This is a genomic window from Salinivibrio sp. VYel1, assembly GCF_009377945.1.
Classification (GTDB): domain Bacteria; phylum Pseudomonadota; class Gammaproteobacteria; order Enterobacterales; family Vibrionaceae; genus Salinivibrio; species Salinivibrio siamensis.
Window position 1 is genome coordinate 1 of the sequence record NZ_RSAM01000007.1, and the last position, 25,467, is coordinate 25,467.

Consider the following 25,467-nt stretch of genomic DNA (forward strand, 5'->3'; position numbering starts at 1 on the left):
CATGCACTTATTAAGTACACCACCTTCCTCACTGCTGAAAGTGCTTTACAACCCGAAGGCCTTCTTCACACACGCGGCATGGCTGCATCAGGGTCTCCCCCATTGTGCAATATTCCCCACTGCTGCCTCCCGTAGGAGTCTGGGCCGTGTCTCAGTCCCAGTGTGGCTGATCATCCTCTCAAACCAGCTAAGGATCGTCGCCTTGGTAAGCCATTACCTTACCAACTAGCTAATCCTAACTGGGCCCATCCCAACGCGATAGCTTACATGTAGAGGCCACCTTTGGTCCGTAGACATTATGCGGTATTAGCCGTCGTTTCCAACGGTTATCCCCCTCGTCAGGGCAGGTTCCCAGCCGTTACTCACCCGTCCGCCGCTCGACGTCCAGTAAATCCACCGAAGCTTCAATACTGCCGTTTCCGCTCGACTTGCATGTGTTAGGCCTGCCGCCAGCGTTCAATCTGAGCCATGATCAAACTCTTCAATTTAAGTTTTTTCGAAACCGAAGTTTCAGCTCAATGAATACTGATTACTGTTTCTCTCCGAAGAGAAAAACGAATTGACTGTGCCGAACAACTGTAAAAGTTGTCGTTTGGTCACTCAGTTCATCGAATAAATCTTTTTGTCTATTCTCAACGAGTGCCCACACAGATTGCATAGGTCAAATTGTTAAAGAGCGTTGACGATGCGAAGCTGCGCTTCGCTTGGTCAGGGCTGCGTATCTTACGCGCCTTGCCGTTAAAGTCAAGAAGAAATTTTATCTTTTATTTTCAACCCGCCGGGTGAAATAAAACCTCTTTTTGACTCCCCTAACGCGCTATCTGCGTTAAGTAGGGCGGCATTCTAAAGCGTTTGTGACATCCGTCAATCATTAATTGTTTGTTTTTTACTAAGCGGTCTATTTTTGTCCGATATCGCCTTTTTTGGTCAACTAAACCTCGTTTTGCTTCCTAAGCATTAAAAATTGTCATTTATGATGCAAATTTTATTCTTTGTACCCCGACCTCTTGTATGAAAGGAGACAAACATCGAAAACCTATCAGGTATTTTGCTCTATACAAGCCTAGGCTAGATAAAGAAAAAGCCAGGCGAGTTGCCTGGCTTTTCTGGGTGCTGCTTATAAGTAATAAAACTTATTCTGCAGCTTGCTCAGCGTCTTGCTCTGGGCGATCAACAAGCTCGATGTAAGCCATTGGGGCTTTATCACCGGAGCGAACACCGCATTTCAGAATGCGAGTGTAACCGCCAGCACGTGAAGCAAAACGTGGGCCGAGTTCATTAAACAGTTTCGCTACGACTTCGTCGTTACGAGTACGAGCGAATGCTACACGACGGTTAGCAACACTGTCGTTTTTAGCTAAGGTAATCAACGGTTCAATGACGCGACGCAGCTCTTTTGCCTTCGGCAAAGTTGTTTTGATAACTTCGTGAGTTACCAGCGAGCTAGCCATGTTGCTGAACATCGCTTTACGATGGCTGCTGTTGCGATTGAGTTGACGACCACTCTTACGATGGCGCATGACCTAATCCTTCTAACTAAATAATCAGTCTCTGATTAATCTTCAGCAATAGATGCTGGCGGCCAGTTTTCTAGGCGCATACCTAGAGACAGACCACGTGATGCCAGCACGTCTTTAATTTCAGTCAAAGACTTCTTACCAAGGTTTGGCGTTTTCAGAAGCTCAACCTCGGTACGCTGTACCAGATCACCGATATAGTGAATCGCTTCTGCTTTCAAACAGTTAGCAGAGCGAACAGTTAGTTCAAGATCGTCTACAGGACGCAGTAGGATCGGATCGAACTCTGGCTTCTCTTCTTTCTCCTCAGGGACACGTACATCGCGCAGGTCAACAAACGCATCTAGCTGTTCTGCTAGGATGGTTGCCGCACGGCGAATCGCTTCCTCAGGATCCAGTGTACCGTTAGTTTCCATATCGATGACCAGCTTGTCGAGGTCAGTACGCTGTTCGACACGCGCTGCTTCCACTTTGTAAGCAATGCGATCTACTGGGCTGAACGTTGCGTCAACAAGTAGGCGACCGATTGGACGCTCGTCGTCTTCGCTATCGATACGCGCAGACGCTGGTACATAGCCACGACCACGTTCTACCTTGATACGCATGCTAATTTCAGCGCTTGCATCAGTCAGGTGGCAGATAACGTGTTCTGGGTTCGCAATCTCAACACCACCATCATGGGTGATGTCGCCTGCAACAACAGGGCCTGCACCAGACTTGGTCAGAGTAAGGATAACTTCATCTTTACCCTCAACCTTAACGGCTAGGCCTTTAAGGTTAAGTAGGATTTCCAGGATATCTTCCTGAACCCCTTCTTTGGTGCTGTACTCGTGCAATACGCCGTCAATTTCAACTTCCGTCACCGCACAGCCTGGCATAGATGAAAGTAGGATACGACGTAGCGCATTCCCCAGAGTATGGCCAAAACCACGCTCTAGGGGTTCAAGAGTTACTTTTGCGTGCGTCGAGCTAACTTGTTCAATATCAACTAGACGCGGCTTAAGAAATTCTGTTACAGAACCCTGCATTATGTCCTCTCTTTAGTTCAGCTTTACTTAGAGTAAAGCTCGACGATCAGGTGTTCGTTGATGTCAGCAGACAAATCAGAACGCTCTGGTAGGCGCTTGAATGTGCCTTCCATCTTCTTGCTGTCTACTTCGATCCAAGTTGGCAGTTCGCGTTGAGCGGCAACTTCTAGAGCTGCTTTGATACGCGCCTGGTTCTTAGCTTTCTCGCGAATGCTAATCACGTCGTTTGCCGAAACCTTGAAAGAAGGTACGTTAACTACTTTGCCGTTAACTAGGATCGCTTTGTGGCTTACCAGCTGACGTGATTCAGCGCGAGTTGCGCCAAAGCCCATGCGGTAAACTACGTTGTCTAGGCGACCTTCAAGAAGCTGAAGCAGGTTCTCACCTGTATTACCCTTGATGCGGGCAGCGTCTTTGTAGTAGTTACGGAACTGCTTTTCCATTACGCCGTACATACGACGTACTTTTTGCTTCTCGCGAAGCTGAACGCCATAGTCAGACAGACGGCCGCGACGCTGACCGTGAACGCCTGGGACGTTATCGATTTTACACTTGGTATCAATCGCGCGTACGCCTGACTTAAGGAATAAGTCAGTGCCTTCGCGACGGCTAAGCTTCAGCTTAGGACCCAAATATCTTGCCATGATCTTTCTCCAATATTCTAAGAAACAGCGCTAGTGCGTATTAAACGCGGCGTTTCTTAGGTGGACGACAACCGTTATGCGGGATTGGCGTCGCATCAACAATGTTAGTGATGCGGAAGCCCGCTGCGTTCAAGGCACGAATAGTAGACTCGCGACCTGGACCTGGACCTTTAACCATCACTTCGAGGTTTTTCAGGCCGTACTCTTTTGCCATTTCACCACAACGCTCTGCAGCAACCTGAGCAGCGTATGGAGTTGACTTACGAGAGCCACGGAAACCTGAACCACCGGCGGTCGCCCATGCCAGAGCGTTGCCTTGACGGTCAGAAATCGTCACGATTGTGTTATTGAAAGACGCATGAATGTGCGCGACGCCATCAGCGACTTGCTTGCGTACGCGTTTGCGTGCACGAGTTGCTTGTTTAGCCATAGTACTTATCTACCCCGATTATTTCTTGATCGGCTTGCGCGGACCCTTACGGGTACGAGCATTGGTCTTCGTACGCTGACCACGTAGTGGCAAGCTGCGACGATGACGAATACCGCGGTTACAACCAAGGTCCATAAGACGCTTGATGTTCATGGAAATTTCACGACGTAGATCGCCTTCTACGGTGTACTTAGCGACACCGTCACGCAATTGGTCGATCTGTTCTTCTGATAGTTCACTGATCTTAGTGCTTTCAGCAATACCTGCATCAGCTAAAATAGCTTGAGAGGTGGTTTTGCCGACGCCGTAAATCGCAGTCAATGCGATAACAGCATGCTTTTGATCAGGAATGTTAATGCCTGCTATACGGGCCACTATTCACTCCTAGTACTTTTCAAGTAGAGCCGCTGCAGAGCCCGTCGAGGATACGCAGCGGCATAACCACTTCTTTTGCACATACAAAAGGTGGGCTGGCTAATGTAGCCAGCCTGACCTCATTTTGCAAGAAAAATATTCTGCTATTAGCCTTGGCGCTGCTTGTGCTTTGGCTCACTGCAGATCACACGAACGGTACCGTTACGCTTGATCACTTTACAGTTACGGCAGATTTTCTTAACGGAAGCACGAACTTTCATTGCTAAACTCCGTAAATAGACAACCTATTAGCGGCCGTAGCCTTTGAGGTTGGCTTTTTTCAACACGGACTCATATTGTTGAGACATCAAATGAGTCTGAACTTGAGCCATAAAGTCCATGATTACGACTACTACGATGAGTAGTGATGTACCACCAAAGTAGAAGTGGACATCCCACGCAATCATCATGAACTCGGGGATCAGACAGATAAAGGTAATATACATGGCACCTGCGAGGGTTAACCGTGTCATTACTTTATCAATGTATTTAGCAGTCTGCTCACCCGGGCGAATACCAGGTACGAACGCTCCTGACTTCTTCAAATTATCTGCTGTTTCTCGCGGGTTAAACACCAACGCTGTATAGAAAAAGCAGAAGAAGATAATCGCTGCCGCATAAAGTATTACGTACGCTGGTTGCCCCGGACTCAGTGCCAATGACACATCGGTTAGCCAGCTTGTTTGATCACCCTTACCAAACCAGTTAGCAAGCGTGCCAGGGAACAAAATAATACTTGATGCAAAAATCGCAGGAATAACGCCTGCCATGTTGATCTTAAGTGGCAGGTGCGTGCTTTGCGCTGCAAAGACACGGCGACCTTGTTGCCGCTTGGCGTAGTTAACGACGATACGACGTTGACCACGTTCCATAAAGACCACAAAGTAGACGACCGCCAATACGATCACTGCGATACCTAGCAAGAGAAGCGGAGACATGTCGCCTTGACGCGCTTGCTCTATTGTCTGTCCAATTGCGGGTGGCAGACCCGCGACAATCCCGGTGAAAATGATCAGCGAGATACCGTTACCTATACCACGTTCCGTAATTTGCTCACCTAACCACATTAAGAACATGGTACCTGTGACCAAACTGACAACCGCAGTAAAGTAAAACGCAGGACCTGGATTAATCACCAGACCTGGCATCATACTCGGTAACCCAGTCGCGATTCCAATTGCTTGGAAAGTTGCCAACACCAGCGTGCCGTAGCGGGTATACTGACTGATCTTACGACGGCCAGATTCGCCCTCTTTTTTCAACTCCGCTAATGCGGGGTGAACCACTGACAATAACTGAACAATAATCGACGCCGAAATATACGGCATAATGCCCAGTGCCAGTATCGAAGCACGCTCAAGGGCACCACCAGAGAACATGTTAACCAAGTCAATGATGGTCCCTTGTTGCTGTTCGAACAGATCGGCAAGTACAGCAGCGTCAATACCAGGAATTGGCACAAAAGAGCCGGCACGGAATACCAATAATGCCATTGCTACAAAAAGTAGGCGGCTTTTTAGCTCCGCGACTCCGCCTTTTGCACTACTGAAGTTTTGTCCTGGTTGTTTTGCCATCTGTACCTCGTCCTCGAGCTAAATTATTCCTCGATTTTACCGCCTGCAGCTTCGATTGCCGCTTTAGCGCCTTTAGTGACACGAACACCTTTCACGGTCACTGAGCGAGCGATTTCGCCAGACAGTACGATTTTCGCCGTACGAGTGTCTTGTGCGATAACATTCGCTGCTTTCAGTGTTTCAAGGCTTACCACGTCACCTTCAACTTTTGCCAGCTCGCCGAGACGAACTTCAGCAGAAGTGAGGCCTTTACGCGAAGTAAAACCGAATTTTGGCAGACGCTGTTTCAAAGGCATTTGACCGCCTTCGAAACCTGGGCGTACTGAACCACCTGAACGTGATTTCTGACCTTTGTGACCACGGCCACCGGTTTTACCCAGGCCTGAACCAATACCACGGCCTACACGCTTCGCAGAAGGCTTTGAGCCTGCAGCCGGAGATAGAGTATTCAAACGCATGTGATTACTCCTCCACTTTAACCATGTAGTTGACTTTGTTGATCATACCGCGCACGCACGGTGTATCTTCAAGTTCAACAGTGTGGTTGATGCGACGTAGGCCCAAGCCACGCAGGGTCGCTTTGTGCTTCGGCAAGCGGCCGATAGCGCTACGAGTCTGAGTTACTTTAATTGTCTTAGCCATGTCGTATTACCCCAGAATTTCGTTGACAGGCATGCCACGTTTCGCAGCTACCATCTCTGGAGACTTCGTACCACCCAGACCATCAATCGTTGCACGAACGATGTTGATTGGGTTGGTCGAACCGTATGCTTTCGCCAGAACGTCTTGAACGCCTGCTACTTCAAGCACGGCACGCATCGCACCACCGGCGATGATACCTGTACCTTCTGATGCTGGCTGCATGTACACTTTTGAACCAGTGTGGCGGCCTTTAACAGCGTGGTGCAGAGTACCGTCTTTCAGCGCGATAGTAATCATGTTACGACGCGCCTTTTCCATTGATTTTTGGATCGCAGCAGGTACTTCACGGGCTTTACCGTAACCGAAACCGACGCGACCGTTACCATCACCTACCACAGTCAGGGCAGTGAAGGTAAAGATGCGACCACCTTTAACCGTTTTAGATACACGGTTTACAGCGATCAGCTTCTCATGCAAATCACTTTGTTGTTTATCGTTAGCCATCTTCCACCTACCTTAGAATTTCAGACCAGCTTCACGGGCAGCATCTGCCAGTGCAGCCACACGGCCGTGGTATTGGAAACCGGAACGGTCAAAAGCAACGGCTTCGATGCCTTTTTCCTTCGCTCGCTCAGCAATGATCTTACCCACGGCTGCAGCGGCGTCTTTGTTACCGGTGCTCTTCACTTGCTCACGGATCGCTTTTTCTACGGTAGAAGCGGCGGCGATAACTTCCGCGCCGTTACCAGCGATAACCTGTGCGTACACATGACGTGGAGTACGGTGTACCACCAGGCGAGTCGCACCCATTTCCGCGATCTTGCGTCGTGCTTTGGTCGCACGACGGATACGAGATGCTTTCTTATCCATAGTGTTACCTTACTTCTTCTTAGCTTCTTTGGTACGCACAGCTTCGTCAGAGTAACGAACGCCTTTGCCTTTGTAAGGCTCTGGCTTGCGGTATGCGCGGATATCGGCAGCCACCTGGCCAACCGCTTGTTTATCAGCGCCGCTGATAACAATTTCAGTTTGGCTTGGACATTCTGCCTTAACACCCTCTGGCAGAGCGTGCTCAACCGGGTGAGAGAAACCAAGTGTCAGGTTAAGTTTATTACCTGCAACGTTTGCACGGTAACCAACACCTTTCAGGATCAGTTTCTTGGTAAAGCCTTCTGTCACACCAACAACCATGCTGTTAACCAGTGCGCGCGCGGTACCAGCATGTGCCCATGCTTTAGCGTGCTCCACACTTGGTGCGAAGGTAATGGTGTTCTCTTCTTGGTTTACTGACACCATATCGTGAAGCGTGCGGCTTAGTTCGCCTTTGCTTCCTTTTACAGTGATTTCCTGACCGTTAAGTTTCACCTCTACGCCGGCAGGAACTACGACAGGTGCTTTTGCAACACGAGACATTTCCTACTCCTTATTAAGCTACGTAGCAGATGATTTCACCGCCCAGACCCGCTTTGCGAGCTGCGCGATCGGTCATCAAACCTTTCGAAGTTGATACAACAGCAATACCAAGGCCACCCATCACTGAAGGCAACTCATCTTTCTTTTTGTAGATGCGCAGGCCTGGACGGCTAACACGTTGGATTTGCTCGATAACTGGTTTAGATTCGAAGTATTTCAACGTCACTTCCAGTTCAGGCTTCGCGTCGCTATTTACTGCGACGTCAGCCACGTAACCTTCTGCTTTTAGTAGCTCAGCAATTGCCACTTTTAGCTTTGACGAAGGCATTTTAACAGCAACTTTCTTTGCTGCCTGACCGTTGCGTAGGCGGGTCAGCATATCCGAGATCGGATCTTGCATGCTCATAAGTCTTTACTCCCGTGATTCAATTACCAGCTTGCCTTACGCAGACCCGGAATCTCGCCTTTCATGCAAGCTTCACGAACCTTGATTCGGCTTAGGCCGAATTTGCGTAGGTAGCCATGTGGACGACCAGTCTGGTTACAGCGGTTACGCTGACGAGACTTCGCAGAATCACGTGGTAGCGACTGAAGCTTCAGGACGGCGTCCCAACGCTCTTCGTCTGACGTGTTGACATTCTTAATGGTCGCACGCAGGTTGTCACGCTTTTCAGCATAACGGGCTGCGAGCTTCGCACGTTTTACGTCACGTGCTTTCATCGATTTTTTAGCCATAACAGTAACCCTTCACCTTACTTACGGAATGGGAAGTTAAAGGCAGCCAGCAGAGCTCGACCTTCCTCATCTGTACCTGCGGTGGTAGTGATAGTAATATCAAGACCACGGATACGATCGACTTTGTCGTAGTCAATCTCAGGGAAGATGATTTGCTCGCGAACGCCCATGCTGTAGTTACCGCGACCGTCGAACGCTTTCGGGTTCAGACCACGGAAGTCACGGATACGAGGAACTGCGATAGCGATCAAACGCTCAAAGAAGTCCCACATACGCTCGCCACGTAGGGTTACTTTACAACCAATTGGGTAGCCCTCACGGATCTTGAAGCCTGCGACTGATTTACGTGCTTTAGTAATCAGCGGCTTTTGACCAGAAATTGCGGTCATATCAGCAGCTGCATTTTCAAGCAGTTTCTTGTCGTTCAGAGCTTCGCCCACACCCATGTTAAGGGTGATCTTTTCGATCCCTGGGACTTGCATGATGCTTTTGTAACCAAATTGCTTAGATAGCTCAGCTACAACTGTCTCTTTGTAGTAATCATGCAGTTTCGCCATTGTACTACTCCAGAATTACTTAATAGTTTCGCCATTCGACTTGAAGAAACGCACTTTTTTGCCGTCTTCAAATCGGAAGCCTACACGGTCACCTTTACCAGCCGCTGCGTTAAAGATAGCCACGTTTGAAACGTCAATAGCGGCTTCTTGTTCAACGATGCCACCTTGAGTGCCCAGAGCCGGAACCGGCTTCTGGTGTTTCTTCACGAGGTTAATACCTTCAACGATAACTTTACCGGTCGGTAGAACCTTAGATACTTTACCTTTCTTGCCTTTGTCTTTACCGGCAAGAACGATAACTTCGTCGTTACGACGGATTTTAGCTGCCATGAGATCGCTCCTTACAGAACTTCAGGCGCCAGAGACACAATTTTCATGAACTTCTCAGTACGAAGTTCGCGTGTCACAGGGCCAAAGATACGTGTGCCGACTAGTTGCTCGTTAGTGTTGTTCAACAACACGCAAGCATTGCGGTCGAAGCGAATGACAGAGCCGTCTGGACGACGTACGCCTTTACGGGTGCGAACTACCACCGCCTTAAGCACATCACCTTTTTTCACTTTACCGCGTGGGATTGAATCCTTAACGGTAACTTTGATGATGTCGCCAACGTGGGCGTAACGACGGTGAGAGCCACCCAGAACCTTAATACACATTACACTGCGAGCGCCGGAGTTGTCGGCTGCGTCCAGCATACTTTGCATTTGGATCATTGTTAGTGCTCCGCTGTTATTACATCTAGACCCATCTCGGGTCGGGCTGCCTTTTTACAAGGGCGGCGAATAATAACACTATTTTGACCAGATGGGTAGATAAAAAATAAACGGCCCCCCAAATGAGAGCCGTTTGACTTATTATTGTATGAAAAATCGCTTAGATGCGTGATTTTTCAACAACGCGAACCAATGTCCAAGACTTTTGCTTAGAGATTGGACGACACTCACGAACCTCGACAGTGTCACCTTGGTTACACTGGTTTGATTCATCGTGTACATGTAGCTTACTCGTGCGCTTAATGTACTTACCGTAGATTGGGTGTTTCACAAAACGCTCGATAGCAACGACGATAGTTTTATCGCCTTTGTCGCTGATAACGCGACCTTGCTGAGTGCGGATGTTCTCGCTCATTATGCGTTAGCCTTCTCAGTCAGTACGGTTTTTACACGTGCGATATCGCGACGAACAGCTTTAAGAGTGTGAGTTTGCTGAAGTTGGCCAGTAGCCGCTTGCATGCGCAGGTTAAACTGCTCACGTAGCAGACCCATTAGCTCTTCGTTCAGCTGCTCAGCAGTCTTTTCACGTAGTTCTTGTGCTTTCATCACATCACCGCCTTAGTTACGAAAGTGGTTTTGATCGGTAGCTTACGTGAAGCTAATTCAAACGCTTCGCGAGCCAGTGATTCAGGAACACCATCCATTTCGTACAGGACCTTGCCTGGTTGGATTTGGGCAACCCAGTAATCTACTGAACCTTTACCCTTACCCATACGAACTTCCAACGGCTTACCAGTAATTGGTTTGTCAGGGAAGACACGAATCCAGATTTGGCCTTGACGTTTAATGTGACGAGTCATCGCACGACGAGCCGCCTCAATTTGACGCGCAGTGATACGACCGCGACCAACAGCTTTCAGGCCATAGGTACCGAAGCTTACGTCAGTACCGTGCGCCAGACCGCGGTTACGACCTTTAAAAGTCTTGCGGAACTTAGTACGTTTTGGTTGAAGCATCGATAGACTCCTTACTTACGGCCTTTACGCTGCTTCTTCGGCTTGTCAGCCTTTTGCTCAACTTCAGCCATTCCACCTAGGATCTCACCTTTGAAGATCCAGGTTTTAATGCCGATTACACCGTACTGGGTGTGAGCAGAAGAAGTTGCGTAATCAATGTCAGCACGAAGGGTGTGCAGTGGCACACGGCCTTCACGGTACCACTCGGTACGAGCGATTTCAGCGCCGCCAAGACGGCCGCTTACTTCTACTTTGATACCTTTGGCACCTAGGCGCATAGCGTTTTGTACCGCGCGCTTCATCGCACGACGGAACATAACACGGCGCTCTAGCTGTGATGCGATGCTGTCGCCAACAAGTTGCGCATCTAGCTCAGGCTTACGTACTTCAGCGATGTTGATTTGCGCTGGTACACCGGCTAGTTTTGCAACGTGAGCGCGCAGCTTCTCAACATCTTCACCTTTCTTACCGATAACCACACCAGGACGTGCAGTGTGAATAGTCACACGAACACTCTTAGCAGGACGCTCGATAACGATGCGAGAGACTGACGCTTTTTTCAGTTCATTGTTCAAGAACTGACGTACCTTAAAGTCGCCGTCTAGGTTGTCAGCGAAATCTTGGTTATTAGCAAACCAAGTGGAATTCCAAGGCTTAACAATGCCAAGACGAATACCATTAGGATGTACTTTTTGACCCATTGCTTTATCTCCTCGTCTCTTAGCGGTCTGCTACAACAACAGTGATGTGGCTAGAACGCTTCAAGATGCGATCGGCACGGCCTTTTGCACGAGGCATAATACGCTTCATGATTGGGCCTTCATCAACGAAGACTTTGGCGACGCTTAGATCGTCGATATCCGCACCTTCGTTATGCTCGGCGTTTGCAATAGCAGATTCCAACACTTTCTTAACCAGGTCAGCAGCTTTTTTGTTGCTGAAAGTCAGTAGTTCCAGTGCTTGTGCTACGTCTTTACCGCGCACTTGATCCGCAACCAAACGTGCTTTTTGAGGCGAGATACGAGCAAAGCGATGTTTAGCAATAGCTTCCATTTCTTACCCCTTAACGCTTCTTAGCTTTCTTATCAGCAGCATGGCCGCGATAAGTACGTGTTGGTGCAAACTCGCCCAGCTTGTGACCGATCATTTCTTCAGAAACGAAAACGGGTACGTGCTGACGACCATTATGGACAGCGATGGTCAATCCGATCATCTGTGGGATGATCATTGAACGACGGGACCAAGTCTTTAAAGGCTTCTTGTCACCGCTTTCCACCGCTTTCTCTACCTTCTTCAGCAAGTGCAGGTCAATAAAAGGACCTTTCTTGAGAGAACGTGGCATGGCTTATCCTCTGATAATAATTACTTGTTACGACGACGTACGATGTACTTGTCGGTACGTTTGTTCTTACGGGTCTTGAAGCCTTTAGTTGGCATACCCCAAGGTGATACTGGATGACGACCACCTGAGGTACGGCCTTCACCACCACCGTGTGGGTGGTCAATCGGGTTCATTGCAACACCACGTACGCTTGGACGTGCGCCTTTCCAGCGCGCGGCACCGGCTTTACCCAGTTCGCGTAGCATGTGCTCTGAATTACCAACTTCACCAAGGGTCGCACGACCTTCAGCAAGAACCTTGCGCATTTCACCGCTGCGCAGGCGAAGTGTGACGTACGCGCCGTCACGAGCAACGATCTGTGCATAAGCACCCGCAGAACGAGCAAGCTGAGCACCTTTACCAGGTTTCAACTCGATGTTGTGGATAGTAGAACCCACTGGGATGTTACGCATTGGCAGGCTGTTACCTACCTTGATTGCTGCATCTGCACCAGATTGAATCTGATCACCGGCTTTTAGGCCTTTCGGTGCGATAATGTAACGACGTTCACCATCCGTATACAGTACAAGCGCAATGTTTGCACTACGGTTTGGATCATACTCAAGACGCTCAACTTTCGCTGGGATACCGTCTTTAGTACGTTTGAAGTCAATTACACGGTAATGATGCTTGTGACCACCACCGATGTGACGCACTGTGATTCGACCGTTGTTATTGCGACCACCAGACTTAGAGTTTTTCTCTAGCAGTGGTGCATATGGTTTACCTTTGTACAGTTCATGGTTAACCACTTTAACAAGGTGACGACGACCCGGTGAAGTCGGCTTACATTTGATAATAGCCATTTGCTTTTACTCCTCCGTCTTACTCAGCGCCGCCAACGAAGTCGATGTCCTGACCTTCTTTCAAGGCAACATACGCTTTTTTCCAGTCGCTACGACGGCCTTCACGCATACCTTGACGTTTGGTCTTACCCTTAACGAGAAGAGTACGAACAGACTTCACTTCAACTTCGAACAGTTTTTCAACTGCCGCTTTGATCTCTTTTTTAGTTGCTTCTTTGGCTACTTTGAATACAACAGTGTTGTTGTTTTCAGCGGCCATCGTCGCTTTTTCAGAGATGTGCGGAGCACGCAGAACTTTTAGGATACGCTCTTCAGTGATCATGCCAGCATCTCCTCAACTTGTTTAACTGCATCAGCAGTCATCACGACTTTGTCGAAAGCGATCAAGCTAACTGGGTCGATGGTATCTGTATCGCGTACGTCAACCTTATAAAGGTTACGTGCCGCAAGGAACAGGTTCTCATCAACTTCGGCAGTGACGATCAGAGCATCGTTCAGCTCAAGCTCTTTCAGCTTAGCGACAAGCTCTTTAGTTTTTGGTGCTTCAACAGAGAAGTTATCAACAACGATCAAACGCTCTTGACGAACCAGCTCTGACAGGATGCTCTTAAGAGCACCACGGTACATCTTTTTGTTTACTTTCTGAGCGTGGTCCTGAGGACGTGCTGCGAAAGTGACACCACCGCTGCGCCAGATTGGGCTGCGGATTGTACCTGCACGGGCGCGACCAGTACCCTTCTGACGCCATGGCTTAGCACCGCCACCAGACACGTCTGAACGAGTTTTCTGAGCGCGAGTACCTTGACGGGCACCAGCTGCGTATGCAACGACTACCTGGTGAACCAGGGACTCGTTGAATTCACGCCCGAAGGTAGTTTCGGAAACAGTTAGCGCGTCGGCGCCTTTGACTACCAATTCCATTACTATCTCCTCGACGTTACGCTTTAACGGCTGGTTTAACGATCACGTTGCCACCTGTCGCACCTGGGACTGCACCTTTAATAAGGAGCAGATTGCGCTCAGCGTCAACACGTACGATCTCTAGGTTTTGAGTCGTTACACGCTCAGCACCCATGTGACCTGCCATTTTTTTGCCTTTGAATACGCGACCTGGGCTCTGACATTGTCCGATAGAACCAGGTGCACGGTGAGACAAAGAGTTACCGTGGCTCATGTCTTGAGTACGGAAGTTCCAACGCTTAACGCCACCTTGGAAGCCCTTACCTTTTGACGTGCCAGTAACGTCTACTTTTTTGATTTCAGAGAAAAGATCGACATTTAGCTCAGCGCCAACTTCGAACTCTTCACCATTTTCCAGACGGAATTCCCACAAACCGCGGCCTGCTTCAACACCTGCTTTCGCAAAGTGACCAGCTTGTGCCTTGTTAACACGGCTTGCTTTCTTCTCGCCTGTAGTGATTTGAATTGCGGCATAACCGTCAACGTCAGGCTTACGCACCTGCGCAACACGGTTAGCTTCAACTTCAACTACGGTTACCGGGATAGAAACGCCATCTTCGTTGAAGATACGAGTCATACCGACTTTACGACCGACTAGACCAATCATTATCTACTCCCCCTTAACCCAGGCTGATTTGAACATCAACGCCCGCAGCAAGGTCAAGACGCATCAGAGCGTCAACAGTTTTATCTGTTGGCTCAACGATGTCGATCAGACGTTTGTGAGTACGAATTTCGTACTGGTCACGTGCGTCTTTGTTTACGTGCGGAGAAATAAGAACGGTGAAGCGCTCTTTACGAGTAGGTAGAGGGATTGGTCCCTTAACCTGTGCGCCAGTGCGCTTAGCGGTTTCAACGATTTCCGCGGTAGACTGATCGATCAAACGATGATCGAACGCCTTAAGGCGGATACGGATACGTTGGTTCTGCATGAGACAGAGCTCCAAATTCTAAAATATTTACACAAACAATATCGCCATTCCACCTCATTAAGACGAGGGAATGCCGATTAATTTATGTGAAACCGTAGTGCCAAAATTAGGCACATTGTCAGCCATTATTCTATGACTGCGAACATAAGCGGAGTATACATTAAACGAACAGTTTACTGTTCCATTCCTCGATGCTCATTGGTTCACAACTGCGTCGGAAGTCGCAATGACTTAAGCAGTGCCGGGCATTATACCGATGCGCGATAGCTTTGCAAGCCTTGGTTAAAAAATAAGCCCAAACAAAAACGCACCCGACTGGGTGCGTTTATCTACCTCGAGACGTTGAGCGCGGTTTTAAGCTTTATCGCTGGCGTCTTCGATTATCTGTGCTTGGTTGTAGTTGGCGATACCCACTTTATCAATCAGACCCAACTGGGTTTCGAGCCAATCAATATGCTCTTCTTCATCATCGAGGATATACTGGAACAGATCGCGCGACACGAAATCACGGATGCTTTCGGTGTAGGCAATCGCTTCTTTCAAGTCTTCGTGCGCTTGCATCTCTAGCGCCAAATCACACTCGAAAATTTCTTGTGTATCTTCACCAATGCGTAACTTGCCTAAATCTTGCAAATTGGGCGTCCCTTCTAAAAACAAGATACGCTCAATGAGCTTGTCCGCATGTTTCATCTCATCAATGGACTCTTCATATTCTTTGTCCGCGATGACTTTTAAGCCCCAGTCTTTAAGCATGCGCGCATGCAAAAAGTACTGATTAATCGCAATCAGTTCATTGCCGAGTACCGTGTTGAGAAACGCTATCGATTTTGGATCGCCTTTCATGGCAAAGCCTCCTTATGGGTTCTACTTAACAAATGTAGAACCCATAAGGAGGCTGTCAAATATTGACTGCAGGTTAACTCGCTTTTTGTAGCGTGATCAGTTGGCTCTCGTCATATATTACCTCTTTGGCTTGACGGACACATTTACCACATTGCGAACCCAGAGGGGTCAGCTGGCGTAACTCACGGATACTGGTGACGCCTTGCTGACGCACCCAATGCTTAATGGTCTTATCCGACACACTGTGGCAAATACAAACTAACATCTCTGTCATCTCAAAACATTAACTATAACGAGAATAGTTCGCATTGCTTTCAAGGTAAAGGGTTTTTATATAACGCTTGGTTATTGATGACTAACTCATTTATATCAAGTTATCGCGAAAGAAAGCGCAAACAAAAAGGGAGCGCAAATGCGCTCCCTTTGATTGATAAGACAAGATGTCTATCAAATTAAGCGATGATGTTAGCAACAACACCCGCGCCTACAGTACGGCCACCTTCACGGATAGCGAAGCGTAGACCTTCGTCCATCGCGATAGGTGCGATCAGCTCAACAACCATCTTGATGTTGTCACCAGGCATTACCATCTCAACGCCTTCTGGCAGCTCGATAGTACCGGTTACGTCAGTTGTACGGAAGTAGAACTGTGGACGATAGCCTTTGAAGAACGGCGTATGACGGCCACCTTCGTCTTTGCCCAGTACGTATACTTCTGACTCGAACTTGGTGTGCGGAGTGATTGAACCAGGCTTCGCCAGTACTTGACCACGCTCTACTTCGTCACGCTTAGTACCACGCAGAAGAACACCAACGTTCTCACCCGCACGGCCTTCGTCTAGAAGCTTACGGAACATCTCAACACCAGTACACGTGGTCTTCGCGGTGTCTTTCATGCCCACGATTTCAACGTCGTCACCTACAGTGATGATGCCTTGCTCAACACGACCAGTGACTACAGTACCACGGCCTTGGATTGAGAATACGTCTTCGATTGGCAGAATGAACGGCTTGTCGATCGCACGCTCTGGCTCTGGGATGTAAGAATCCAGCGCTTCAGATAGCTCAACGATCTTCTGCTCCCACTGCTCTTCACCGTTCAGGGCACCTAGCGCTGAACCTTGGATTACTGGGCAGTCGTCACCTGGGAAGTCGTACTCTGAAAGTAGCTCACGTACTTCCATTTCAACCAGCTCAAGCAGCTCTTCGTCATCAACCATGTCACATTTGTTCATGAACACGATGATGTTTGGAATACCAACCTGACGGCCTAGTAGGATGTGCTCACGCGTCTGTGGCATTGGGCCATCAGTTGCTGCTACAACCAGGATACCACCGTCCATTTGCGCAGCACCGGTGATCATGTTTTTCACATAGTCAGCGTGTCCTGGGCAATCAACGTGTGCGTAGTGACGGTTTGGCGTATCGTACTCAACGTGAGACGTTGCGATGGTGATACCACGATCACGCTCTTCTGGTGCGTTATCGATTGACGCGAAGTCACGAGCAGCACCGCCGTGTACTTTTGCAAGTACAGTACAGATAGCTGCGGTCAGCGTAGTTTTACCATGGTCAACGTGGCCGATAGTACCAACGTTAACGTGCGTTTTCGTACGTTCAAATTTTTCTTTAGACACGATCGTCTTCCTTCCTAGTTGTGAGTTAACGGGCTTGGCCTAGTAACTCAGAAGTCAGTGTTTGATGCCGACCATGATGTCGGCATCTGGACCAAAATAATTAGCTACGCTCTGCGATCAGGGCGTCAGCGATGTTCTTAGGCACTTCACCGTACTCGCTGAACTCCATCGAGTAAGATGCACGGCCTTGTGTTGCACTACGTAGGTCAGTAGCGTAACCGAACATTTCAGACAGTGGAACCTGGGCGCGTACGATCTTCAGACCCGCTGGGCCTTCATCCATACCACCAATCAGGCCACGACGACGGTTCAAGTCACCAACAACGTCACCCATCCACTCTTCTGGCGTGGTTACTTCAACCTTCATCATTGGCTCAAGCATAACAGGCTGCGCGTCGTGTGCACCTTTCTTGAATGCCATTGATGCGGCGATCTTAAACGCCATTTCGTTAGAGTCAACATCGTGATAAGAACCATCGAACAAGGTTGCCTTAACGTCAAGTACCGGATAGCCAGCGAGTACACCGTTGGCCATCTGCTCTTCAATACCTTTAGCAACAGAGCTGATGTATTCACGTGGAACCACACCACCAACGATTTCGTCAACAAAGACAAAGCCTTCGTTTGGCTCTGATGGTTCGATTTTCAGCCATACGTGACCGTACTGACCACGACCACCAGACTGCTTAACGAACTTACCTTCAACTTTGGTGCTACCACGGATGGTTTCGCGATAAGCTACCTGAGGCTTACCAACGTTACACTCAACGTTAAATTCGCGACGCATACGGTCAACGATGATGTCTAGGTGAAGCTCACCCATACCAGAAATCAGGGTCTGGCCAGACTCTTCGTCAGACTCAACGCGGAAAGATGGATCTTCTGCCGCCAGTTTACCTAGCGCGATACCCATTTTCTCTTGGTCAGCTTTAGACTTAGGCTCAACCGCGATTTGGATAACTGGATCTGGGAATTCCATGCGCTCTAGGATTACTTTTGAATCCATTGAACATAGGGTGTCACCCGTGGTCACGTCTTTCAGACCAACCGCAGCAGCGATGTCACCGGCACGGATTTCTTTGATCTCTTCACGCTTGTTTGAGTGCATCTGTACGATACGGCCCAAACGCTCACGCTTTTGCTTCACTGAGTTATATACAGTGTCGCCAGAGTTAACCACGCCTGAGTAAACACGCATAAAGGTCAGCGTGCCCACGAATGGGTCAGTCGCGACTTTAAATGCCAATGCTGCAAACGGTTCTTTGTCGTCAGCGTGACGTGCGATTGGGTTACCGTCTTCGTCTTCACCTTTGATTGACTTAACGTCAATCGGTGAAGGCAAGTATTCAATAACCGCATCCAGTACGGCCTGAACGCCTTTGTTCTTAAACGCAGAACCACAGGTTGCCAGTACGATTTCGTTATCAAGCGTACGCTGACGCAGCGCTGTCTTGATTTCTTCTTCAGACAACTCACCTTCTTCAAGGTACTTGTCCATCAGCTCTTCAGAGGCTTCAGCAGCAGACTCAACTAGGTAGTTGTGCCACTCTTCTGCTTGCTCTTTCAGATCGTCTGGAATTTCTTCATAGGTATAAGTCATACCCATGTCTTCTTCGTTCCAGTTGATCGCTTTCATTTTGATCAGGTCAATGACGCCCTTGAACTGGTCTTCTGCACCAATGTTCAAGTGAATTGGCACAGGATGTGCGCCAAGACGGTTTTTGATTTGATCAACCACGCGCAGGTAATCGGCACCCGCACGGTCCATCTTGTTCACGAATACCATACGCGGTACTTCGTATTTGTCAGCCTGACGCCATACGGTCTCAGACTGAGGCTCAACACCTGATGAACCACAGAATACAACTACCGCACCATCAAGCACACGCAAAGAACGCTCAACTTCGATAGTGAAGTCAACGTGTCCAGGGGTGTCGATGATGTTTACGCGGTGTTGTTTGAACTGCTGATCAGAACCGGCCCAGAAAGTCGTGGTCGCGGCTGAGGTGATGGTGATACCACGCTCCTGCTCTTGCGACATCCAGTCCATGGTAGCGGCGCCGTCGTGTACCTCACCGATTTTGTGTGACAGACCTGTGTAGAACAGGATCCGCTCGGTAGTCGTGGTTTTACCGGCGTCTACGTGAGCACAAATACCGATGTTACGGTAGCGCTCGATAGGGGTTTTACGAGCCACAATAGTATCCTCTTGCTAAGGTTAACCTTAGAAAATGGGTTTGGCGTGCCCCGAATGGGACACGCCATGAAGGCATTACCAGCGGTAATGTGCGAACGCTTTGTTCGCGTCTGCCATACGGTGAACGTCTTCACGTTTCTTAACAGCAGTACCTTTGTTTTCTGACGCGTCTAGCATCTCGCTTGCTAGGCGCTGAGCCATAGATTTTTCACCACGCTTACGAGCGGCTTCAACCAACCAACGCATAGCCAGTGCGTTACGACGTACAGGACGTACTTCTACTGGCACTTGGTAAGTTGAACCACCTACACGGCGAGATTTAACCTCGACCGCTGGGCGTACGTTTTCAAGAGCTTGTTCGAATACAGCCAAGTGCTCTTTACCAGAACGCTCAGCCATGATGTCTAGTGCACCATAAACGATTTTTTCAGCAGTTGACTTCTTACCGTCAACCATCAGGATGTTTACAAATTTTGCCAGCAATTCTGATCCGAACTTAGGATCTGGAAGAATTTTACGCTGACCAATTACGCGACGACGTGGCATGGATTATCTCCGTTGTCTTCTTCAGGTTTTATCCAAAACTTTTCAGTTTTTTCAAAATTCAATTGTTTGAGTGTTTGGCCTTACTTAACGGAATCCATTAAGACTTAGGACGCTTCACACCGTACTTAGAACGACCTTGTTTACGGCCGTTAACGCCTGCACAGTCTAGTGCGCCACGAACAGTGTGGTAACGCACACCCGGCAAGTCTTTAACACGACCGCCGCGGATAAGCACAACACTGTGCTCTTGCAGGTTGTGGCCTTCACCACCAATGTAAGAGGTGACTTCAAAGCCATTGGTCAAACGTACACGGCATACTTTACGCAGTGCAGAGTTTGGTTTCTTTGGAGTAGTGGTGTAAACACGAGTACATACACCACGTTTTTGTGGACACGCTTCCAACGCAGGCACGTTGCTTTTCGCAACTTGCTTCAAGCGTGGCTTGCGGACCAGCTGGTTAATAGTTGCCATTAAATAGCTCCTGATATTACTTAACGTATAAGTGTGAAAAATCTAGCCCCAATACAACAGGGACGCGAAATTTTAGGCGTCGGGGTATGGGGTGTCAAGATTTATACAGAGATCTTTGCATTGTTTGTTTTTCGAACAGCACGCGGGGGATTTTCACACGCGACAAAGACTAGCCGATTACCATGTCATTTGCGTGACATGTTCAGCACTCAAATCGACCAATTGATGCATATCAATCAGCTCAGCACGAGGATGTAATGTATCGCCTAGCCCTCGTGCGTCCACATCATCTTTGAGCAAATAAACAGCATGAGTCTCGGTAAACAATCGGGTTGCCCACTCGCTCCCCGCCATCCCGGCGACGACGGCATCACTGATCAAGACAATCGCACTGTTTGACGGCGCGTAGTCTAAGCACTGTGCCAAGGCTTGACGGCTGTATGGTGAGTGTTTGACCAGGTGCAGCACGGCCTTCTCCTTAAAAATGTAAAATGCGATCGCAGCCTGACAGCTGCGTTTTGATTTGCTCGACGGATAACGCTTGAGTTGGCAGCACAGTCGAGGCTTGCTCAAGTCCTCGTGCGGTCAACGAGGCCTGACAGACATAAATCGCTTCGACATCACACAAAGGGAGCATTTTAAAACTGGCAATATAGTCGCGGCTCAAAATGTGGCTCGGTTGCTGCCCTTCAAGTAATTGAAAGACACCGTCGCCGATAAAAAACACCGCAAGGTTGTCACAAAAGGCGGACGCGGCAAGCAGCGCATCAAGCCCTTCTCGACCACTCGCGCGACCGTGAGGCGCCGAGGAAAAAACAAACCCTATTTGCATCACATCCCCCTTAAAACTGCATCACGCGGTCTGCGGTCAATAAAGCTTCCGCTAGCGCTCCGAGCCCCGCTTGTGAAAACCCCGCGGCCAAGGTGCTTTGCGCTAACTCATGTTGTGTCGCTTCCTGATCACTGATCACACCACGGCGCAGCGCCGCCGCCACGCACGTTTCCAGTTGCACCTGATGATTTCGCGCGAGGGTTTGCCATGCTGTCACCATATCAAACTCATCGTTGGCAGGCACCGTGGTCGCCATGCCGTTTAACACGCCGTCTTGATAAAAGAACACCTTACTGACCTGATGTCCTGCTTCAATCGCCGCACAGGCAAACTGATACGCGGTACGTGCCATCTGTGACCCATAAGCCGGCTCAGTCACCACTAACACATACTGCAAACTCATGACTCAGCCTCTTCGGTTTTACGTTGTCTGACGTAAAGGTACACCGTATGTTTAGAGATATTCAGCCGAGCCGCGACCCGATTAATGGCATCCTTGATATCAAAAATGCCTTTATCATAGAGCGCCATCACTATCTGGCGGTTTTTGGTATTGTTAGACACGCTTTTATCGGCGTTCACTTCTTCAACGGTACGCTCGACCGTTTGATCCACCAGCTCGTCAACATCACTGGCAAAGTTAACCGATGAGGCCGCTTGTTTAGCTTGGTCGTCGGGGATGAAGGCTTGCAGTACCTGAGAAAAAGGGGCATCTAAATTGATATTGATACATAACAGCCCAATGATGCGATTGTCCCCATTGCGAATGGCCACCGTGATTGATTTCATCAAGGTGCCACTTTTCGCACGCGTAAAGTAAGCGCGAGAAAAGTTGCGCTCGGACCCTTCGATATCACGTAGCATACGCAACGCTAAATCAGTGATGGGCGAGCCTACCTGGCGCCCGGTGTTCTCGCCATTGGCAATTTTTATTGCAGACTTATTTAAATCGTCTAATGCATGCAGCACGATTTCACAGTGCTCACCAATCAAGGCTGCTAGCCCATCAACCACAGCCGAATATGACTGCAATATAATGCTGTCTTGTTGGTTGAGTGGATTGGGCTCAATGAGCTCACTTTCCGTCATAATGTTCGCGCCAAAACCCTCTGTCGGTACCACGTACGCCTATCCTTATTCGACCATGTCTCTTTTTTGTTCTGCGCTCAGTTTAACAGAATTCACGCTGAAAAATGTAAAAAGCCCCGGCTAGGCCGGGGCAAATGCTAAACGATAAGACGGGGTGATTTAGCCTTCGCTGGCCGCTTCTTTGTTGCTATCGTCTTTAATTTCAAGTAATTCAACATCAAACACTAAGGTTGAGTTAGCCGGGATCGATGCGGTGTCTTGGTCGCCATAAGCCAACTCTGGCGGCACAACAAAGGTGAACTTAGAGCCTACAGGCATCAGCTGCACCCCTTCAGTCCAACCTGGGATCACACGATTAAGTGGGAACGTCGCAGGTTCACCACGCTCGTACGAGCTATCAAATTGCGTACCGTCAGTCAGAGTACCTTTATAATGCACCACGACGGTGTCTTCAGCTGATGGCTTCTCGCCATCACCCATGCTATCGACTTTGTACAACAGCCCAGAGTCAGTTTCCTTTACGCCTTCTTTTTGCGCGAACTCAGTGCGGTATTTTTCACCGTCAGCGATGGCGGCTTCTGCCTTTTCTTTCGCTTGTTGCTGCGCAAGCTTGGTCACACGCTGATCAAGCGATTGCAGTGCCGCTTGTGCTTGCTCATCAGTTAACTTTGACTCACCTTGAAAGACGTCTTGCACCCCTTGCAATACCACCTCTTTATCCAGCTCGAGACCAATCTCGGCCTGCTGCTCCAAATTGGCGTTGAGGTATTGTGCCAAAGAAGCGCCAATCGCGTAGGCTGCTTTGTCGTCTTCGTTCGCAAACGCTGCTTCGGCTTTTTCAGCCGCTTGGTTCGTTTGCTCTACTTTTGCGTCTTCTTGCTGACAGCCGACGGCAAAGGCAACGGTTGCCGCGAGTAGCGACATCTTCATTACTGATTTCATTGGGTACTCCGTTGATGGTAAGGATTAATCCTCGTATTGTATTTACTGACGCATCAACCATGCGAAAGCCTGTTTCTATCCATATACTCGTGGTTATATGGCTGCACACACTGGAACTCAAGTATGATGCCCAAAATCCGCCACATTGTTGGCATTTTTATTGTTTTAAGCACCCTGTTCGGCTGTTGGCAGTCTGGCAAAGAAGCCCAGCGCTGGTCAATCCACCCTGAGGGCGCCACCAGCTTTAGCCTGAGTCGAGACGGGCGATTTGCCCTACTCGCCTCGGACGAGACCGATATTGTGCTGTGGGACCTTGTCACCAATCAGCAGTTGGCGGAGCTGGGGCCGCAAGACCCCAATGCGAACCCCGTCGTGGTCAGCCATATTTCCGATAATAAACGCTACGCTATCACCGCAACGGCACAAAACTTTGCCGTTTGGGATCTGGCTTGGAGCCAGTCTCAGGGACTTTGGTCCATTTCTGACGGCATCATTCGCGATGCTGCGATCAGCAACAATGGTGAAAAGCTGGTGCTTGCCATGTCTAGCGGTAAAGCATTATTCATCGACTTAGGCACGGGGAGGCGCCTAGAGTTCCTCGCGCATCGCGATAAAGTCAATGCGGTCGCGATTTCCCCCAATGGTGCTTACGTCCTGTCAGGCGGTAATGACCATCATGCCTACTTTTGGGATACCGAGTCGGGACAAATTATCAACGACTTCGCCTATGATCAACGGGTTAAGCAAGTGGCCCTGCATCGTGACGGGCAATACGCGTTCGTCTCTGATGGCGGCAACCGCGCCGTGATTTGGGCCTTACCCAGTGGCGAGAAGGTGAGTGAGTTAGATATTTTCGCTCGCCAAGCCATTTACGCCAGTGCCCGTTTTTCCGATGATGGCCGTCAGTTGGCGACGGGCACGCCTTCACAGCGAGTCGAGTTATGGGACGTACAAAGCGGTGAAAACATCGGCCGCTGGCAAGCCTTGGCACAACCAGACACTCGCCCGCCGAGCGCAGTCGTGTATGATGTGGCTATCGACCCCACCGGGCGAGTGATTTCCGGGACATCCGCCGGTATCGCCCAAGCTTGGTTAACCGACGCGCAATAGCGAGAGAGCAGTATGAGCGAGATTGATAAGTTACAGCAGCAAATCGACGACCTGGAATATAAGGTCGCTTTTCAAGAAGACACCATCGAGCAGCTCAACAGCGCGTTAACCCAGCAGCAGGGGGATATTGAGCGTATGACAGTGCAAATTCAATACTTAGTCAGTAAGTTAAAAAACATAGAGCCGGAAAACATTGCCAGCCAAGCAGAAGAAACCCCGCCACCACACTACTGACTACGAAAAAGGCGCCATTCGGCGCCTTTCATTCACCACAGACGGATACCGTCTTAGTGGTCGTGACCACAGCTTTCACCGTCTTGGTGAATATGACCGTGAGACACTTCCTCTTCTGTCGCTTCGCGAACGTCAACCACTTCCACAGAGAAAGACAGGGTTTGACCGGCTAGCATGTGGTTAGCGTCAACCACCACTTCTTCACCATCAACTTCAGTCACTTCAACTGGGATTTGGCCTTGGTCCGTTTCTGCCATAAAGCGCATGCCCACTTCTACTTGGTCTACGCCTTGGAATACGTTAGCAGGTACGCGTTGTACCATGGCTTCTTGGTAGTCACCATAAGCTTCGTCTGGGCCTACAGTCACGTCAAAGCTCTCACCTTTTTCGCGGCCTTCCAGCGCGTTCTCAAGACCTACAATCAGGTTACGATGACCGTGCAGGTATTGGAGAGGCTCTTGTGCTGTTGATTCGTCAACAAGTGCACCATCTTCATTTTTTACTTGGTAAGCCAGGCTGACTACCACATCTTTTGCAATTTTCATGCTCGCTCCGAGACCGGAAGGTAAATGGACTGCCGATGATAACGGATCCCCTACTCCGGTTTAAAGATCCCAATGACATTCTCTGCTGACTCGGCACCAGAGTGTGACTGTTGTGCCGAATCAGGCAACCGACTATCATGATAATCGCAGCTGACACATTCTACTTTGTCAATATTATTTTCGCGCCACACTCGTAACGTATCGAGCTGTTGGCACGCTGGGCAAGCAGCCCCAGCAATGAAACGTTTTTTCACTTCA

At 49.1% G+C, this 25,467-nt stretch carries 43 protein-coding genes and 1 rRNA gene; 2 read left to right on the forward strand and 42 right to left on the reverse strand.

All coding sequences use genetic code 11. The features are described from left to right. The 40 genes from EHW58_RS07890 to fkpA all read right to left on the reverse strand — a co-directional run. Window positions 1–488 (reverse strand): 16S ribosomal RNA (locus tag EHW58_RS07890); the annotation flags it as partial. A 645-nt stretch (window positions 489–1,133) separates the two neighbouring features. Next, window positions 1,134–1,520: a 50S ribosomal protein L17 gene (gene rplQ / locus EHW58_RS07895; RefSeq protein WP_046074810.1), complete on the reverse strand. Its 387-nt coding sequence runs from the start codon at window positions 1,518–1,520 to the stop codon at window positions 1,134–1,136. Between the two features lie 35 nt (window positions 1,521–1,555). Next, a complete protein-coding gene (gene rpoA, locus EHW58_RS07900) occupies window positions 1,556–2,545 on the reverse strand; it encodes a DNA-directed RNA polymerase subunit alpha (protein ID WP_046074809.1) in 990 nt (329 codons plus the stop codon). 23 nt (window positions 2,546–2,568) lie between these two features. Further along, a complete protein-coding gene (gene rpsD / locus EHW58_RS07905; RefSeq protein ID WP_046074808.1) occupies window positions 2,569–3,189 on the reverse strand; it encodes a 30S ribosomal protein S4 in 621 nt (206 codons plus the stop codon). A 40-nt stretch (window positions 3,190–3,229) separates the two neighbouring features. Further along, complete coding sequence (gene rpsK, locus EHW58_RS07910; RefSeq protein ID WP_021024486.1) at window positions 3,230–3,619, reverse strand: 30S ribosomal protein S11; 390 nt, start codon at window positions 3,617–3,619, stop codon at window positions 3,230–3,232. 18 nt (window positions 3,620–3,637) lie between these two features. After that, entirely contained in the window at window positions 3,638–3,994 is a 357-nt protein-coding gene (rpsM, locus tag EHW58_RS07915) for a 30S ribosomal protein S13 (RefSeq protein WP_046074807.1), read from the reverse strand. Window positions 3,995–4,140: 146 nt separating this feature from the next. Further along, on the reverse strand, window positions 4,141–4,254 hold the full coding sequence (rpmJ, locus tag EHW58_RS07920; protein ID WP_021024484.1) for a 50S ribosomal protein L36: 114 nt from the start codon (window positions 4,252–4,254) through the stop codon (window positions 4,141–4,143). Between the two features lie 27 nt (window positions 4,255–4,281). Next, on the reverse strand, window positions 4,282–5,607 hold the full coding sequence (gene secY / locus EHW58_RS07925) for a preprotein translocase subunit SecY (protein WP_046074806.1): 1,326 nt from the start codon (window positions 5,605–5,607) through the stop codon (window positions 4,282–4,284). 23 nt (window positions 5,608–5,630) lie between these two features. Then, window positions 5,631–6,065 carry a 50S ribosomal protein L15 gene (gene rplO / locus EHW58_RS07930; protein ID WP_046074805.1) on the reverse strand — a complete coding sequence of 145 codons (435 nt, stop codon included), beginning with the start codon at window positions 6,063–6,065 and terminating at the stop codon, window positions 5,631–5,633. 4 nt (window positions 6,066–6,069) lie between these two features. Beyond that, window positions 6,070–6,249 carry a 50S ribosomal protein L30 gene (gene rpmD, locus EHW58_RS07935; protein ID WP_046074804.1) on the reverse strand — a complete coding sequence of 60 codons (180 nt, stop codon included), beginning with the start codon at window positions 6,247–6,249 and terminating at the stop codon, window positions 6,070–6,072. Between the two features lie 6 nt (window positions 6,250–6,255). Continuing rightward, on the reverse strand, window positions 6,256–6,753 hold the full coding sequence (gene rpsE, locus EHW58_RS07940; RefSeq protein WP_046074803.1) for a 30S ribosomal protein S5: 498 nt from the start codon (window positions 6,751–6,753) through the stop codon (window positions 6,256–6,258). Window positions 6,754–6,765: 12 nt separating this feature from the next. Beyond that, on the reverse strand, window positions 6,766–7,119 hold the full coding sequence (gene rplR / locus EHW58_RS07945) for a 50S ribosomal protein L18 (RefSeq protein WP_021024479.1): 354 nt from the start codon (window positions 7,117–7,119) through the stop codon (window positions 6,766–6,768). A 9-nt stretch (window positions 7,120–7,128) separates the two neighbouring features. Beyond that, window positions 7,129–7,662, reverse strand: coding sequence for a 50S ribosomal protein L6 (gene rplF / locus EHW58_RS07950; RefSeq protein ID WP_069362267.1), 534 nt, complete (start codon window positions 7,660–7,662; stop codon window positions 7,129–7,131). Window positions 7,663–7,675: 13 nt separating this feature from the next. Further along, window positions 7,676–8,068, reverse strand: a complete 393-nt coding sequence (rpsH, locus tag EHW58_RS07955) for a 30S ribosomal protein S8 (protein WP_046074800.1) — start codon at window positions 8,066–8,068, stop codon at window positions 7,676–7,678. 23 nt (window positions 8,069–8,091) lie between these two features. After that, window positions 8,092–8,397, reverse strand: a complete 306-nt coding sequence (gene rpsN / locus EHW58_RS07960) for a 30S ribosomal protein S14 (RefSeq protein ID WP_046074799.1) — start codon at window positions 8,395–8,397, stop codon at window positions 8,092–8,094. 17 nt (window positions 8,398–8,414) lie between these two features. Next, on the reverse strand, window positions 8,415–8,954 hold the full coding sequence (rplE, locus tag EHW58_RS07965; RefSeq protein WP_021024475.1) for a 50S ribosomal protein L5: 540 nt from the start codon (window positions 8,952–8,954) through the stop codon (window positions 8,415–8,417). A gap of 15 nt (window positions 8,955–8,969) precedes the next feature. Beyond that, window positions 8,970–9,284, reverse strand: a complete 315-nt coding sequence (rplX, locus tag EHW58_RS07970; RefSeq protein ID WP_021024474.1) for a 50S ribosomal protein L24 — start codon at window positions 9,282–9,284, stop codon at window positions 8,970–8,972. Window positions 9,285–9,295: 11 nt separating this feature from the next. After that, window positions 9,296–9,667, reverse strand: coding sequence for a 50S ribosomal protein L14 (rplN, locus tag EHW58_RS07975; protein WP_046074798.1), 372 nt, complete (start codon window positions 9,665–9,667; stop codon window positions 9,296–9,298). A 160-nt stretch (window positions 9,668–9,827) separates the two neighbouring features. Continuing rightward, entirely contained in the window at window positions 9,828–10,082 is a 255-nt protein-coding gene (gene rpsQ, locus EHW58_RS07980; protein WP_046074797.1) for a 30S ribosomal protein S17, read from the reverse strand. Then, complete coding sequence (gene rpmC, locus EHW58_RS07985) at window positions 10,082–10,273, reverse strand: 50S ribosomal protein L29 (RefSeq protein ID WP_046074796.1); 192 nt, start codon at window positions 10,271–10,273, stop codon at window positions 10,082–10,084. Before rpmC ends, rpsQ begins: the two co-directional genes overlap by 1 nt. Next, a complete protein-coding gene (rplP, locus tag EHW58_RS07990; protein ID WP_021024470.1) occupies window positions 10,273–10,683 on the reverse strand; it encodes a 50S ribosomal protein L16 in 411 nt (136 codons plus the stop codon). Before rplP ends, rpmC begins: the two co-directional genes overlap by 1 nt. Before the next feature lie 11 nt (window positions 10,684–10,694). Beyond that, a complete protein-coding gene (gene rpsC, locus EHW58_RS07995; RefSeq protein WP_046074795.1) occupies window positions 10,695–11,384 on the reverse strand; it encodes a 30S ribosomal protein S3 in 690 nt (229 codons plus the stop codon). A 19-nt stretch (window positions 11,385–11,403) separates the two neighbouring features. Continuing rightward, entirely contained in the window at window positions 11,404–11,736 is a 333-nt protein-coding gene (gene rplV, locus EHW58_RS08000) for a 50S ribosomal protein L22 (RefSeq protein ID WP_046074794.1), read from the reverse strand. A 10-nt stretch (window positions 11,737–11,746) separates the two neighbouring features. Continuing rightward, the gene (gene rpsS, locus EHW58_RS08005; RefSeq protein ID WP_021024467.1) at window positions 11,747–12,025 is read right to left on the reverse strand and encodes a 30S ribosomal protein S19; all 279 of its coding nucleotides are present in this window, start codon (window positions 12,023–12,025) and stop codon (window positions 11,747–11,749) included. Between the two features lie 20 nt (window positions 12,026–12,045). Beyond that, entirely contained in the window at window positions 12,046–12,870 is an 825-nt protein-coding gene (gene rplB / locus EHW58_RS08010; RefSeq protein ID WP_152795839.1) for a 50S ribosomal protein L2, read from the reverse strand. Between the two features lie 19 nt (window positions 12,871–12,889). Next, a complete protein-coding gene (gene rplW / locus EHW58_RS08015) occupies window positions 12,890–13,192 on the reverse strand; it encodes a 50S ribosomal protein L23 (RefSeq protein WP_021024465.1) in 303 nt (100 codons plus the stop codon). Next, complete coding sequence (gene rplD / locus EHW58_RS08020; RefSeq protein ID WP_046074792.1) at window positions 13,189–13,791, reverse strand: 50S ribosomal protein L4; 603 nt, start codon at window positions 13,789–13,791, stop codon at window positions 13,189–13,191. The genes rplW and rplD overlap by 4 nt, the downstream gene beginning before the upstream one ends. Before the next feature lie 16 nt (window positions 13,792–13,807). After that, window positions 13,808–14,437 carry a 50S ribosomal protein L3 gene (gene rplC / locus EHW58_RS08025; RefSeq protein ID WP_046074791.1) on the reverse strand — a complete coding sequence of 210 codons (630 nt, stop codon included), beginning with the start codon at window positions 14,435–14,437 and terminating at the stop codon, window positions 13,808–13,810. Window positions 14,438–14,450: 13 nt separating this feature from the next. After that, entirely contained in the window at window positions 14,451–14,762 is a 312-nt protein-coding gene (gene rpsJ / locus EHW58_RS08030; protein ID WP_002541412.1) for a 30S ribosomal protein S10, read from the reverse strand. Window positions 14,763–15,116: 354 nt separating this feature from the next. Then, a complete protein-coding gene (bfr, locus tag EHW58_RS08035) occupies window positions 15,117–15,605 on the reverse strand; it encodes a bacterioferritin (RefSeq protein WP_046074790.1) in 489 nt (162 codons plus the stop codon). A gap of 73 nt (window positions 15,606–15,678) precedes the next feature. Next, window positions 15,679–15,870, reverse strand: a complete 192-nt coding sequence (bfd, locus tag EHW58_RS08040) for a bacterioferritin-associated ferredoxin (protein WP_046074828.1) — start codon at window positions 15,868–15,870, stop codon at window positions 15,679–15,681. Window positions 15,871–16,057: 187 nt separating this feature from the next. Next, window positions 16,058–17,242 carry an elongation factor Tu gene (gene tuf / locus EHW58_RS08045; RefSeq protein ID WP_046074789.1) on the reverse strand — a complete coding sequence of 395 codons (1,185 nt, stop codon included), beginning with the start codon at window positions 17,240–17,242 and terminating at the stop codon, window positions 16,058–16,060. A 100-nt stretch (window positions 17,243–17,342) separates the two neighbouring features. Further along, a complete protein-coding gene (fusA, locus tag EHW58_RS08050; RefSeq protein WP_370517841.1) occupies window positions 17,343–19,439 on the reverse strand; it encodes an elongation factor G in 2,097 nt (698 codons plus the stop codon). Between the two features lie 75 nt (window positions 19,440–19,514). Then, window positions 19,515–19,985 carry a 30S ribosomal protein S7 gene (gene rpsG, locus EHW58_RS08055; protein ID WP_025673237.1) on the reverse strand — a complete coding sequence of 157 codons (471 nt, stop codon included), beginning with the start codon at window positions 19,983–19,985 and terminating at the stop codon, window positions 19,515–19,517. Between the two features lie 97 nt (window positions 19,986–20,082). After that, window positions 20,083–20,457 carry a 30S ribosomal protein S12 gene (gene rpsL / locus EHW58_RS08060; RefSeq protein ID WP_025673238.1) on the reverse strand — a complete coding sequence of 125 codons (375 nt, stop codon included), beginning with the start codon at window positions 20,455–20,457 and terminating at the stop codon, window positions 20,083–20,085. 177 nt (window positions 20,458–20,634) lie between these two features. Continuing rightward, a complete protein-coding gene (tusB, locus tag EHW58_RS08065) occupies window positions 20,635–20,925 on the reverse strand; it encodes a sulfurtransferase complex subunit TusB (protein ID WP_158010016.1) in 291 nt (96 codons plus the stop codon). Window positions 20,926–20,935: 10 nt separating this feature from the next. Beyond that, window positions 20,936–21,292, reverse strand: a complete 357-nt coding sequence (tusC, locus tag EHW58_RS08070; protein WP_077578270.1) for a sulfurtransferase complex subunit TusC — start codon at window positions 21,290–21,292, stop codon at window positions 20,936–20,938. 7 nt (window positions 21,293–21,299) lie between these two features. Further along, window positions 21,300–21,692, reverse strand: a complete 393-nt coding sequence (gene tusD, locus EHW58_RS08075) for a sulfurtransferase complex subunit TusD (protein ID WP_152795843.1) — start codon at window positions 21,690–21,692, stop codon at window positions 21,300–21,302. Next, window positions 21,689–22,378, reverse strand: coding sequence for a transcriptional regulator (locus tag EHW58_RS08080; protein ID WP_152795982.1), 690 nt, complete (start codon window positions 22,376–22,378; stop codon window positions 21,689–21,691). Before EHW58_RS08080 ends, tusD begins: the two co-directional genes overlap by 4 nt. 159 nt (window positions 22,379–22,537) lie before the next feature. Next, complete coding sequence (fkpA, locus tag EHW58_RS08085) at window positions 22,538–23,320, reverse strand: FKBP-type peptidyl-prolyl cis-trans isomerase (RefSeq protein ID WP_046074783.1); 783 nt, start codon at window positions 23,318–23,320, stop codon at window positions 22,538–22,540. 126 nt (window positions 23,321–23,446) lie between these two features. Between fkpA and EHW58_RS08090 the strand changes: the two genes are divergently transcribed. Next, the gene (locus EHW58_RS08090) at window positions 23,447–24,430 is read left to right on the forward strand and encodes a hypothetical protein (protein WP_152795984.1); all 984 of its coding nucleotides are present in this window, start codon (window positions 23,447–23,449) and stop codon (window positions 24,428–24,430) included. A gap of 12 nt (window positions 24,431–24,442) precedes the next feature. Continuing rightward, complete coding sequence (locus tag EHW58_RS08095) at window positions 24,443–24,664, forward strand: SlyX family protein (RefSeq protein WP_046074782.1); 222 nt, start codon at window positions 24,443–24,445, stop codon at window positions 24,662–24,664. Between the two features lie 53 nt (window positions 24,665–24,717). Here the strand turns inward: EHW58_RS08095 and slyD are convergent, their stop codons facing one another. Continuing rightward, entirely contained in the window at window positions 24,718–25,209 is a 492-nt protein-coding gene (slyD, locus tag EHW58_RS08100; RefSeq protein WP_046074781.1) for a peptidylprolyl isomerase, read from the reverse strand. A gap of 50 nt (window positions 25,210–25,259) precedes the next feature. After that, window positions 25,260–25,463 (reverse strand): YheV family putative zinc ribbon protein, encoded by a 204-nt coding sequence (locus EHW58_RS08105; RefSeq protein WP_046074780.1) that lies wholly within the window; start codon window positions 25,461–25,463, stop codon window positions 25,260–25,262. Window positions 25,464–25,467 lie beyond the last annotated feature (4 nt).